Consider the following 12,223-nt stretch of genomic DNA (forward strand, 5'->3'; position numbering starts at 1 on the left):
CGGCTGTCGGCCACGCTGGCGCCGATCACCGACATCGACCCCGAGCCCATGGCCGACGAGCTCACCGAACAGGTGCAGAAGGCCATCGACGGCAAGGGGCTCATCCCGTGACGGCCCCCACCGGGACGGCCGACTCCTCGCGCGAGCGGTCGTCGGGGCAGCGCGAGCGCTCGTCAGGGCAGGTTGATTCCTCGCGCAAGCGCTCGTCAGGCGCCAGCGATGACACCAAATCCGAGCGCCGCCTGGCGTTCTGGCTGATCAGCCCCGCGGTGCTGCTGATGCTGGCCGTGACGGCCTATCCGATCGTCTACGCCGTGTGGCTCAGCTTGCAGCGGTACAACCTCGCCGCGCCCGACGATACGAAGTTCATCTGGTTCGAGAACTACGCGACGATCCTCACCGACCGGTACTGGTGGACAGCGTTCGCGGTGACGCTCGCCATCACCGTCGTCTCGGTCGCCATCGAATTCGTCCTCGGGATGGCGCTGGCACTTGTCATGCACCGGACCATCTTCGGCAGGGGCGTGGTGCGGACGTCGGTGTTGATTCCGTACGGGATCGTCACCGTGGCCGCGTCCTACAGCTGGTACTACGCGTGGACCCCGGGCACCGGCTATCTCGCGAATCTCCTCCCGGAGGGCGCGGCGCCACTCACCGAACAACTTCCGTCGTTGGCCATCGTCGTGTTGGCCGAGGTGTGGAAGACCACCCCCTTCATGGCGCTGTTGCTCTTGGCGGGTCTCGCGTTGGTTCCGCAGGATCTGCTCAACGCCGCTCAGATGGACGGCGCGGGGGCGTGGAAGCGGTTGACGAGGGTGATTCTTCCGCTCATCAAGCCCGCGATTCTGGTGGCACTGCTGTTCCGCACCCTCGACGCCTTCCGCATCTTCGACAACATCTACGTGTTGACCGGTGGCGCCAATGACACCGGCTCGGTGTCGATCCTGGGGTACGACAACCTGTTCAAGGCCTTCAACCTCGGCCTGGGGTCGGCGATCAGCGTGTTGATCTTCCTGACCGTGGCGGTGATCGCGTTCATCTACATCAAGATCTTCGGGGCGTCGGCCCCGGGGGCGGACGAGGACCGGTCTCGATGAGGTGGTCCCAATGAGTGAGCGGGTGAGTCCCGGTCGGGCGACGGGCTGGACCGTCGTCAACGTCCTAGTGGTGCTCTACGCACTGTTCCCGGTGCTGTGGATTCTTTCGTTGTCGCTGAAGCCAACGTCAACGGTCAAGGACGGCAAGCTGATTCCGTCGCAGATCACGTTCGACAACTACAAGGGGATATTCAGCGGCGGCAACAACGGCGCCTTCACCTCCGCCCTGATCAACTCGATCGGCATCGGTTTGATCACCACCGTGATCGCCGTCGTGATCGGTGGCATGGCGGCGTACGCGATCGCCAGATTGACGTTTCCCGGCAAGCGCGCCCTGGTCGGCGTTGCCCTGCTGATCGCGATGTTCCCGCAGATCTCATTGGTGACCCCGATCTTCAACATCGAGCGTCGGATTGGCCTGTTCGACACGTGGCCGGGCCTCATCATCCCCTACATCACGTTCGCGTTGCCGCTGGCGATCTACACCATGTCGGCCTTCTTCAAGGAGATCCCTTGGGACTTGGAGAAGGCGGCAAAGATGGACGGCGCCACTCCGGGACAGGCCTTCCGCAAGGTGATCGCGCCGCTGGCGGCTCCTGGCATCGTCACGGCCGCCATCCTGGTGTTCATCTTCGCCTGGAACGACCTGCTGCTCGCCCTGGCGCTGACGGCGACCGAGCGGGCCATCACGGCTCCCGTGGCGATCGCGAACTTCACGGGCAGTTCGCAATTCGAAGAGCCGACGGGATCGATCGCGGCAGGCGCGATCGTCATCACCGTGCCGATCGTCATCTTCGTACTAGTCTTCCAACGACGGATCGTTGCCGGTCTGACGTCCGGTGCGGTGAAGGGATAGTTCATGGCCGAGATCGTGTTGGAAAACGTGACGAAGAGTTACGCCAACGGTGCCGAGGCCGTGAAGGACCTGTCGATCACCATCGAAGACGGCGAGTTCATCATCCTGGTGGGACCATCGGGATGCGGCAAGTCGACCACGCTCAACATGATCGCCGGGCTCGAGGACATCAGTTCCGGTGAGTTGCGGATCGGTGGCGACCGGGTCAACGAAAAGGCCGCCAAGGACCGCGACATCGCGATGGTGTTTCAGTCCTACGCCCTCTATCCGCACATGACCGTCCGGCAGAACATCGCGTTTCCGCTGACCCTGGCAAAGGTGAACAAGGCTGAGATCGCCACCAAGGTGGAGGATGCGGCCAAGGTCCTGGATCTGACGGAGCTGTTGGACCGCAAACCCGCCCAGCTGTCCGGTGGCCAGCGGCAGCGGGTCGCCATGGGGCGAGCGATCGTCCGAAACCCCAAGGCGTTCCTGATGGACGAGCCGCTGTCCAACCTCGACGCCAAGTTGCGCGTGCAGATGCGGTCCGAGATTGCGCGCCTGCAGGACCGGCTGGGCACCACCACGGTGTACGTCACCCACGACCAGACCGAGGCGATGACGCTGGGTGATCGGGTGGTCGTGATGTTGGGCGGGGTCGCGCAGCAGATCGGCACGCCCGACGAGCTCTACCATCGCCCCGTGAACCTGTTCGTGGCAGGCTTCATCGGGTCGCCGTCGATGAACTTCTTCCCGGCCTCGTTGACCGACGTCGGCGTGCGTCTGCCGTTCGGCGACATCACGTTGACCACCGAGGTCCACGAGATGTTGGCGCGGCATCCCAAGCCCGCCAACGTGATCGTCGGCATCCGGCCCGAGCACATCGACGACGCCGCCCTGATCGACGCCTACGCCAGGATCAGGGCACTTACGTTCGGGGTCACCGTCGACCTGGTGGAGTCGCTCGGCTCCGACAAGTACATCCACTTCCACACCGAGGGTGAAGGCGCGCGGGCCGCCCAGCTCGACGAGTTGGCCTTGGAATCCGGTGCAAGTGAAAACCAGTTCGTGGCAAGGGTTCCCGCCGAGACGAAGGCCGTGGCCGGGCAGACTGCCGAGTTGGCCTTCGACACGTCGAAGCTGACGCTGTTCGATGCCGACACCGGCCTGAACCTCTCGATCCCTCCCGTCGGGTGACCGACGTCCTGTCGGACGTTCGCGCGGGGCTGCGCGAGCACTTCGCTCGGACCGGAATCCGGGACGAGCCCGCCGCCGCGAGTGTGACGTTCCTGGGTGCCGAGACCATCGAGGTCCTCCGCTTCGGGCCCAGCGTCGGCGGTGTGTATCACTATGTTTCGCTTGGTTGTTCGCGTCATCCGATGCTCGACCCGACCTCGATGGTGATCGACTCGGCCGGCGGTCCGCGCGCCGAGATCGTCGTCACACAGCGTGGCGCGACGCCGACTGGTCTGGTCCGCTCGATCGCGGTGGTGGCCTCGACCCCCGCCGTGGAGGGGCTGGTACTCGTCCCCGACGCGCTCGTCGACCTCGAGACACCCCTTTGGGAGGGCGCACCGTTCACCGCGATGTTGTTGGGCGCCAGTGACATCGATGACATCGAGCTACCCGCGCCCTACGATCCCGTCGTCGTGCTGACGGCGACGCCGATCACCCCGACCGAGGCGGCATGGGTGCGGCTCAAGGGCGCGGACGCGATGAGGGAGGCGTGGCGGGTGGACGGGGTCGACGTCGACGATCCACGGCGGCGGGCCGCCAGTCCGACGTGAGCGGCGGGCCGCCAGTCCAACGTGAGCGGCGGGCCGCCAGTCCGACCTAGAGCCAGTGGTTGCGGCGGAAGGTGCGGTACAGCACCGTGCACACCGTGATCATGACCAGCAGCACCGCCGGATAACCCCATTCCTGGTGCAGCTCTGGCATGTAGTCGAAGTTCATGCCGTAGATGCCCGCGAGTGCCGTCGGCACGGCAGCGATCGCGACCCAGGCCGAGATCTTGCGCATGTCGAGGTTCTGCTGCATCGATACCTTGCCGACGGCGGCCTGAACAAGTGAGCTGAGCACCTCGTCGTACGCGGCGATCCGGTCGGAGGCCTGGGTGTTGTGGTCGAGCACGTCGCGCATGTAGCGGCGGACTTCCTTGGAGATCAGGTCGTTGTGGTCGGTGCCAAGCCGTTGCATGGCCAGGTTCAGAGGACCGACCGCGCGGCGCATTTCGACGACTTCGCGCTTGAGCATGTAGATGTGCTCGATGTCGGTGTCGCTGGTCGGGGAGAACACGTTCTCCTCCATCGCGTCGATGTCGGTCTCGACGAGATCGGTGACCTCGAGGTAGTGGTCGACGACGTGGTCGGCGATCGCATGCAGCACGGCGTACGGGCCAAGAGCGCAGTTGGCCGGGGTGCTGTCCATCCGCTTGCGTACCCCGGCCAGCCCGCCGTGGTCGCCGTGGCGGACGGTCACCACGAAGTCGGGTCCGACGAAGATCATGATCTCGCCCGTCTCGACGATCTCGCGGGCCTTGGCTACCGACTCGTGCTCGACGTACATGATGGTCTTGAGTACTAGGAAGAGTGTGTTGTCGTAGCGCTCTAGTTTGGGGCGCTGGTGGGCGTGCACGGCGTCCTCTGCCGCGAGCTCGTGCAAACCGAAGACGTCGGCGACGGCCTGCATCTGGTGTTCGTCGGGTTCGTGCAGACCGACCCAGACGAACGCCGAGGGGATGCCGTCCATCTGGAGCTCACGGACCTTGGCCAGGGCCGCCGCGTGCGTGTACTTGCCGGGGAGGCGGACGCCATCGGCGTACACGCCGCAGTCGATCATCGCCCGCGCGACGGGGACGTGGATCGAGTGAGCATCGGGATCGGGCAGCTTGCGGCCCGTAGGTCGCAGCATCGACGGTTGCAAGGCGCGGAATGACGGCACGAGTGACCTCCCCTCAGCGGGCGGAACAGCCCCTTTGGGCCCCGGAACGACCGCTCGTGATGGTACGCCCCGTGCCTGGCAGCGATCGGGTTCGGACCCGTCGAACCCGCCCATTTCGGCCGACGAGGTGACGTACGGTGGCCTGGTGTCCAACGGAATTGTGCGCACTCCTCAGGTCGTCATCGACGACGCCGCGATCTTCGACGCGCACGAGGGCGGCAAGCTCTCGGTCGCGCTCAAGTCGCCGCTGGACACCCAGCGGGCACTGTCCATCGCCTACACGCCCGGCGTCGCCCAGGTCAGTCGCGCCATCGCGGCCGACCACACGCTGGCCGCGAAGTACACCTGGGCCAACCGGCTGGTCGCCGTGATCAGCGACGGGACGGCGGTCCTCGGCCTCGGCGACATCGGTCCGGCGGCGTCGCTGCCCGTCATGGAGGGCAAGAGCGCGCTGTTCAAGACGTTCGGTGGGCTGGATTCCATCCCGATCGTGCTCGACACCAAGGATCCCGACGAGATCGTCGAGACCATCGTGCGGCTTCGTCCGACGTTCGGCGCGGTCAACCTGGAGGACATCTCCGCGCCGCGGTGTTTCGAGATCGAGCGCCGCGTCATCGAGGCCCTGGATTGCCCCGTCATGCACGACGACCAGCACGGCACGGCGATCGTCGTGCTCGGTGCGCTGCTCGGGGCCACCAAGGTGCTCGACCGCGACATGCACACGCTGCGCATCGTCATCTCGGGTGCGGGTGCCGCTGGGGTGGCCTGTGCCAACATCTTGCTGGCGGCGGGCATTCGCGACATCACGCTGCTGGACAGCAGGGGCATCGTGCACTCCGGGCGCGAGGATCTGAACCCGTTCAAGGCCGAGCTGGCTGCGAAGACCAACCCCGGCGCCAGGACGGGTGGCATCGCCGAGGCCATCGAGGGCGCGGACATGTTCCTCGGCCTCTCGGCGGGGGTGGTGCCCGAGGAGCTGATCGCCACGATGGCTCCCGGCGGCATCGTCTTCGCCCTGTCCAACCCCGACCCGGAGATCCACCCCGATGCGGCCCGCAAGCACGCCGCCGTCGTCGCGACGGGCCGCAGTGACTTCCCCAATCAGATCAACAACGTGCTGGCGTTTCCCGGGGTGTTCCGCGGCGCGCTGGACGCGGGCGCGCGACGCATCACCGAGGCGATGAAGGTGGCGGCCGCCGAGGCGATCTTCTCCGTCGTCGGCGACGATCTGGCCGTCGACCACATCGTGCCGAGCGCGTTGGACCCGCGGGTGGGTCCGGCGGTGGCCGCTGCGGTGGCGGCAGCATCGCAGGTGTGAGCGGCTTGATGGGAAGACGCCGAGTCGCGGCGTGCGCCGCCGCGCTGCTCGTCGCCGGTTGCGGGGCTGCCCCGCAAGCATCTTCGATCGCCGTCGGCGCCACCACCGACGGCGAATCGGCCTTGCTGGGTCACCTGTATGCCGCCGCGCTGCGTTCCTACGGGAGTCCGTCGCACGTCGAGCAGACGGAGGATCCCTTGATGGACTTGGACACCGGGGACGTCGAGGTGACGCCGGGGTTCACGGGGCGCTTGCTGGTGCGCTTCGATCCCGATGCGACGGCGCGGACGGGCAAACAGGTGTACCGAACGATGATCTCCACCCTGCCCGAGGGGATCGCCGCGGGTGACTACACCGAGTCGGCGCAGGACAGCCCGGCCCTGGCGGTCACCGATGCGACGGCACGCGCGTGGGACGGCCGTGACCTCGGGGATCTCGTCCGGCACTGCCGTGGCCTCGACGTCGGCGCTGTCGCGGGTGATCGCCGGCCGGCCAGGGTAGGGTCCTGCGAGCTGCCCACGGTGCGTGAGTTCGCCGATGCGGCAACGTTGTTCGCATCGCTGCGGGCGGGTGAGGTGAACGCCGCGTGGACGTCGACCGCGGCGCCGGACGTCCCAGACGGCGTGGTGGTGCTCGCCGACAAGTCGTCGCTGATCCGCGCGGAGAACGTGGTGCCGCTGTATCGGCGAAACGTGTTGGACGAGCGGCAGGTGTTGGCGCTCAACGAGATTGCCGGTGAACTCGACACCGGCTCGCTTGCCGACATGCTCCGCCAGGTCACCGAGGGCGCCGACCCCGGCGCGGTCGCGAGCGCGTGGTTGGACGCTCACCCGCTCGGCCACTAGCGCGAAATGCGGCGTCCAATCCGGGGATTGCGCGCCCGGCGAGACGTCAGTGTGCGTTGGGTAGCGCCCTGGCGATGAAGGAGGAGAACAGCCGCTGGTAGCCCGATCCGGTGATCCGGACGAGGACGTCGAGCACCTTGGCGTCGGCGCCGACGAGCACGCGGGCCTTGTTCTTGCGAACGGCCTCGAGGATGATCTTGGCGGCCTTCTCCGGCGTCGTGCTGGCCAGCTTCTTGTCGAAGGTCTTGGCCAGCTCCGTGGTGTCGACGCCGTCGGCGGCGGTCATGTTGCGCGCGATCGCCGTCTTGATGCCACCGGGGTGGACCGTGGTGACCTTGACGGGGCGCTTGGCTGCGATCATCTCCTGGCGCAGCGCCTCGGTGAAGCCGCGGACCGCAAACTTGGCGGCGTTGTACGCGGCCTGGCCGGGCACGGCGAAGATGCCGAAGAGGCTGGAGACGTTGACGACGTGGCCGTCGCCGGACTCGATGAGGTGGGGCAGGAAGGCCTTGGTGCCGTTGACGACGCCCCAGAAGTCGACGTCCATCACGCGTTCGATGTTCTTGTAGGAGCTGACCTCGACGTCCCCGGTATAGGCGATGCCTGCGTTGTTGTAGATCTGGTTGATCTTGCCGAAGTGCGCCTTGACCGCGTCGGCGTACAGCTCGAACGCCTCGCGCTCGGTGACGTCGAGGCGGTCCGCCTTGACCGGAGCGCCGATCGCCTTGAGGCGCTCCTCGGTGATGGCGAGGCCCTCCATGTCGACGTCGCTGATGGCCACCTTGGCGCCCGACCGTGCCAGTTCGACGGCCAGGGCCTGCCCGATGCCCGATCCCGCTCCCGTGACGACGGCGACTTTCCCGGCGAAGCCCTCCATTGACATTCTCCTGTTGTTCGACGCGTGTTGAGTTGACGACCAGGTTAGCCGATACCGCGGGTACCGGCTTCATGGGGTTGCTGGACACGCCGCGGGTCGTCTCCCGCGCCGATTGCCGCAGGCATGGCGCGGCCTGCCAACCCCACCCGAGGGATCACCGACGAGGTAACGGTTGGCCACGCCGGCGCGAAGGACATCTCATGAAGCGCATCCGCACCGCGACCGTCGCGTCACTGGCCGTCTCCGTCGGCGTCATGGGCGCCGCAGCCTCGCTGGCCGCGCCTGCCCAGGCAGACTCCGGCTCCGACCCGTTCCTCGGCGCACTCAGCTCGGCGGGCCTCGGTGGCATCGACCCGGCGACGGCTACCGCGGTCGGCCAGTCGGTGTGCCCGATGCTGTCGGAGCCGGGGCAGCAAGTGGCGAACGTGGCGGCGGGGGTTTCCGACGCGCTCGGCAGGCCGCTGGGGCCCGCGACGATGTTCACCGGGATTGCCATCTCGATGTTCTGCCCCGGCGCGGTAGCTTCGTTGGCCAACGGCCAGACGCCGATCCCACTGGGCATGCTGGGCATCTGAGCGGTCGGTGCAGACTCCTCGGCGCCGAACACCGAAGAGTCTGCTCGAACCTTAGGGCGCGAACGCCTCGTCGATGATCTCCTGCTGCTCGACGGCGTGCACCTTCGACGAACCCGACGACGGTGCTGACATCGCGCGTCGCGAAATCCGCTTGATGCCGGTCAGCTTGTCGGGCAGCTGTTCCGGCATCGTCAGCCCGAACGTCGGCCACGCACCCTGGTTGGCAGGCTCTTCCTGCACCCAGAAGAACTGATTGGCATTCGGGTACTCGTCGAGCGTGACGCCGAGGCGGCGGTTCGGCAACGGGTAGAGCTGCTCGACCCTGACGATGGCGACGTCGTCGCGCTTGTCCTTGGCCTTGCGGGCCGCCAGGTCGTAGTAGATCTTGCCGCTGGTCAGCAGGATCCGCTTGACCTTGCTGCGGTCGCCTTCGCCGTCGGTGTAGGTCGGCTCCTCCATGATCGAGCGGAACTTCTGCTCGGTGAAGTCGCGGATGTCGCTGACGGCGGCCTTGTTGCGCAGCATCGACTTCGGCGTGAAGACGATGAGGGGGCGCTGAATGCCGTCGAGAGCGTGCCTGCGCAGGAGGTGGAAGTAGTTCGCCGGGGTCGATGGCATCGCGACGGTCATCGAGCCCTCGGCGCACACCTGAAGGAACCGCTCGATGCGACCCGAGGTGTGATCGGGGCCCTGACCTTCGTGACCGTGCGGCAGCAGCAACACGACGTCGGACAGCTGGCCCCACTTGGCCTCACCGGAGCTGATGAACTCGTCGATGATCGTCTGGGCGCCGTTGACGAAGTCGCCGAACTGCGCCTCCCACAACACCATCGCGTCCTGGTTGCCCACCGAGTAGCCGTACTCGAAGCCGACGGCTGCGTACTCGGACAACGCCGAGTCGTAGACCATCAACTTTCCACCTGTCGGCGTGCCGTCCTCGTCGAGCGTCAGCAGCTCCAGCGGGGTGAACTCCGCTCCGGTCTTGCGATCGATGATGACTGCGTGCCGCTGCGTGAACGTGCCGCGGCGGGTGTCCTGACCCGTGAACCGGACCAGCTTGCCCTCGGAGACCAGCGTGCCGACCGCCAGTAGCTCGCCGAAGGCCCAGTCCACCTTGCCCTCGTAGGCCATCTCGCGGCGCTTCTCCAGCACCGGCTTGACGCGGGGGTGCACGGTGAAGTCCTCGGGGAACGCCAAGTGGGCGTCGCCGATGCGGGCGAGCAGCGACTTGTCCACTGCGGTACTGAGTTTCGCGGGCAGTATCTGGTCGGACTCCACCGATTCGCTGGGTTCGATGTCGTGCTTCTCCAGATCGCGGACCTCGTTGAACACGCGCTCGAGTTGGCCCTGGTAGTCGCGCAGGGCGTCCTCGGCCTCCTTGATCGAGATGTCACCGCGGCCGATCAGGGCCTCGGTGTAGGTCTTGCGGACACCGCGCTTGGTGTCGATGACGTCGTACATTCCCGGCTGGGTCATCGACGGGTCGTCACCCTCGTTGTGCCCGCGGCGGCGGTAGCACAGCATGTCGATGATGACGTCCTTCTTGAACTTCTGCCGGAAGTCGACGGCGAGCCGGGCCACCCAGGAGGCAGCTTCGGGATCGTCACCGTTGACGTGGAAGATCGGTGCGCCAACCATTTTCGCGACGTCGGTGCAGTACTCCGAGGATCGCGAGTCCAGCGGCGAGGTGGTGAAGCCGATCTGGTTGTTGACGATGATGTGGATGGTGCCGCCCGTGCGGTAGCCGCGCAGAAGCGCGAGGTTCAGCGTCTCGGCCACCACGCCCTGCCCGGCGAACGCCGCGTCGCCGTGCAGCATCAGCGGCACGACGGAGAAGCCGTCGGGACCGTCGCCCTTGTCCAGGAGGTCCTGCTTGGCGCGCACCAGGCCTTCGAGCACCGGGTCGACGGCCTCGAGGTGGGACGGGTTGGCCACCAGCGACACGTCGATGTCGTTGTCACCGAACATCTGCAGGTAGTTTCCACCCGCACCGAGGTGGTACTTCACGTCACCGGAACCGTGCGCCTGACTCGGGTTCAGGTTGCCCTCGAACTCGCTGAAGATCTGCGAGTACGGCTTGCCGACGATGTTGGCCAGCACGTTGAGCCGACCGCGGTGCGGCATGCCGATGACGACCTCGTCGAGGTTGTGCTCGGCGGCCTGATCGAGGACGGCGTCCATCATCGGGATGACGGTCTCGGCACCCTCAAGCGAGAATCGTTTCTGGCCAACGTATTTGGTCTGCAGGAAGGTCTCGAAGGCTTCCGCGGCGTTGAGCTTGCTCAGGATGTACTTCTGCTCGGCGACGGTCGGCTTGTCGTGTTTGACCTCGACGCGCTCCTGAATCCAGCGCTGCTGTTCGGGTTCCAGGATGTGGGTGTACTCGACCCCGACGTGGCGGCAGTACGCGTCGCGCAGTACCGACAGCACGTCGCGTAGCTTCTTGTACTGAGCGCCGGCGAACCCGTCGACCTTGAACTCGCGGTCCAGATCCCACAGCGTCAGCCCGTGGGTCAGCACGTCGAGATCGGGGTGGCTGCGGAAGCGGGTCTTGTCCAGCCGCAGCGGGTCGATGTCGGCCATCAGGTGGCCGCGATTGCGGTATGCCGCAATCAGTTCGATGATGCGGGCGTTCTTGTCGAAGATCGAGTCGGGGTTGTCGGTGCGCCACCGCACTGGCTCGTACGGGATGCCCAGTTCGCGGAAGATCTCGTCGAAGAAGTCGTCGGACAGCAGGAGTTGGTGGATGGTGCGCAGGAAGTCGCCGGACTCAGCGCCCTGGATGATGCGGTGGTCGTAGGTCGAGGTCAGGGTGATCAGCTTGCCGAGACCCATCTCGGCGATGCGCTCCTCGCTGGCGCCCTGGAACTCGGCCGGGTACTCCATGGCGCCCGCGCCGACGATCGCGCCCTGGCCGCTCATCAGGCGCGGCACCGAGTGCACGGTGCCGATGGTGCCGGGGTTGGTCAGCGAGATGGTGACGCCTGCGAAGTCCTCGGCGGTCAGTTTGCCGTCGCGAGCCCGGCGCACGATGTCCTCGTATGCCGCGATGAACTGGCCGAACTGCATGGTCTCGCAACGCTTGATCGCTGCGACGACGAGCTGCCGCTTGCCGTCCTTGCCCTGCAGGTCGATGGCCAGGCCCAGGTTCGTGTGGGCCGGGGTGACGACGTTCGGCTTCCCTTCGAGTTCGGCGAAGTGCCGGTTCATGTTGGGGAAGCTCTTGACGGCCTGCACGATCGCGTAACCCAGGAGGTGGGTGAAGCTGATCTTGCCGCCCCGGGTGCGCTTGAGGTGGTTGTTGATGACGACGCGGTTGTCGATCATCAGCTTGGCGGGGATGGCCCGCACGCTGGTGGCGGTCGGCACGTCCAGGGACGCGTTCATGTTCTTGACGACGGCCGCGGCGGCGCCGCGCAGCACCGCTACCTCGTCGCCGTCGGCGGCAGGTGCGGGCGCCTTCGGCTTGGGCGATTCGGTCTTGGCGGGCTCGGTCTTGGCGGGTGCGGCCTTCGCCGATTCGGCCTTGGCGGGCTCTTTCGTGGGCTTGGGCGATTCGGACGTGGCCGGCTCGGCTACCGCGGGCTTGGGAGCCGTCGCGGTCGCTGACTTCGACGCGGCGTGCCCGTTGCTGCTTGCGGCACCGGACGTCGCCGTCTCGTTGGCCGGTTCAGGGGAGTAGTCGACGAGAAACTCGTGCCAACTCGGGTCGACGGAGGAGGGATCCTCGCGAAAC

The 12,223-nt window shown here is 66.5% G+C and carries 10 protein-coding genes; 7 read left to right on the forward strand and 3 right to left on the reverse strand.

Features of this window, described 5'->3' with window-relative positions; genetic code table 11:
- The first annotated feature begins 242 nt into the window (after positions 1–242).
- Genes ABW137_RS07635 through ABW137_RS07650 form a run of 4 tightly spaced genes read left to right on the forward strand, consistent with a single transcriptional unit; the run spans position 243 to position 3,719 of the window.
- Positions 243–1,097, forward strand: coding sequence for a carbohydrate ABC transporter permease (locus ABW137_RS07635; protein ID WP_526398520.1), 855 nt, complete (start codon positions 243–245; stop codon positions 1,095–1,097).
- Between the two features lie 22 nt (positions 1,098–1,119).
- The gene (locus ABW137_RS07640) at positions 1,120–1,953 is read left to right on the forward strand and encodes a carbohydrate ABC transporter permease (RefSeq protein WP_526398522.1); all 834 of its coding nucleotides are present in this window, start codon (positions 1,120–1,122) and stop codon (positions 1,951–1,953) included.
- Positions 1,954–1,956: 3 nt separating this feature from the next.
- On the forward strand, positions 1,957–3,129 hold the full coding sequence (locus tag ABW137_RS07645) for an ABC transporter ATP-binding protein (protein ID WP_526398505.1): 1,173 nt from the start codon (positions 1,957–1,959) through the stop codon (positions 3,127–3,129).
- Complete coding sequence (locus ABW137_RS07650; RefSeq protein ID WP_526398507.1) at positions 3,126–3,719, forward strand: suppressor of fused domain protein; 594 nt, start codon at positions 3,126–3,128, stop codon at positions 3,717–3,719. Before ABW137_RS07645 ends, ABW137_RS07650 begins: the two co-directional genes overlap by 4 nt.
- 46 nt (positions 3,720–3,765) lie before the next feature.
- Here ABW137_RS07650 and corA read toward each other — a convergent pair whose 3' ends face one another.
- Complete coding sequence (gene corA, locus ABW137_RS07655) at positions 3,766–4,872, reverse strand: magnesium/cobalt transporter CorA (protein ID WP_526398509.1); 1,107 nt, start codon at positions 4,870–4,872, stop codon at positions 3,766–3,768.
- Positions 4,873–5,017: 145 nt separating this feature from the next.
- Between corA and ABW137_RS07660 the strand changes: the two genes are divergently transcribed.
- Together ABW137_RS07660 and ABW137_RS07665 are read left to right on the forward strand one after the other, a co-directional pair.
- A complete protein-coding gene (locus ABW137_RS07660; RefSeq protein WP_526398511.1) occupies positions 5,018–6,190 on the forward strand; it encodes an NAD(P)-dependent malic enzyme in 1,173 nt (390 codons plus the stop codon).
- An 8-nt stretch (positions 6,191–6,198) separates the two neighbouring features.
- Positions 6,199–7,035 carry a glycine betaine ABC transporter substrate-binding protein gene (locus tag ABW137_RS07665; RefSeq protein ID WP_526398512.1) on the forward strand — a complete coding sequence of 279 codons (837 nt, stop codon included), beginning with the start codon at positions 6,199–6,201 and terminating at the stop codon, positions 7,033–7,035.
- A gap of 46 nt (positions 7,036–7,081) precedes the next feature.
- Here the strand turns inward: ABW137_RS07665 and ABW137_RS07670 are convergent, their stop codons facing one another.
- A complete protein-coding gene (locus ABW137_RS07670) occupies positions 7,082–7,912 on the reverse strand; it encodes an SDR family NAD(P)-dependent oxidoreductase (RefSeq protein ID WP_526398514.1) in 831 nt (276 codons plus the stop codon).
- A 200-nt stretch (positions 7,913–8,112) separates the two neighbouring features.
- Between ABW137_RS07670 and ABW137_RS07675 the strand changes: the two genes are divergently transcribed.
- Positions 8,113–8,487, forward strand: coding sequence for a DUF732 domain-containing protein (locus ABW137_RS07675; protein ID WP_526398516.1), 375 nt, complete (start codon positions 8,113–8,115; stop codon positions 8,485–8,487).
- A 51-nt stretch (positions 8,488–8,538) separates the two neighbouring features.
- Here the strand turns inward: ABW137_RS07675 and ABW137_RS07680 are convergent.
- Positions 8,539–12,223, reverse strand: a 3,685-nt coding sequence (locus tag ABW137_RS07680; protein WP_526398518.1) for a multifunctional oxoglutarate decarboxylase/oxoglutarate dehydrogenase thiamine pyrophosphate-binding subunit/dihydrolipoyllysine-residue succinyltransferase subunit, incomplete at its 5' end; no start/stop codon positions are given.

Origin of the sequence: Mycobacterium sp., from assembly GCF_040509115.1 — a bacterium.
Taxonomy (GTDB): Bacteria; Actinomycetota; Actinomycetes; order Mycobacteriales; family Mycobacteriaceae; genus Mycobacterium.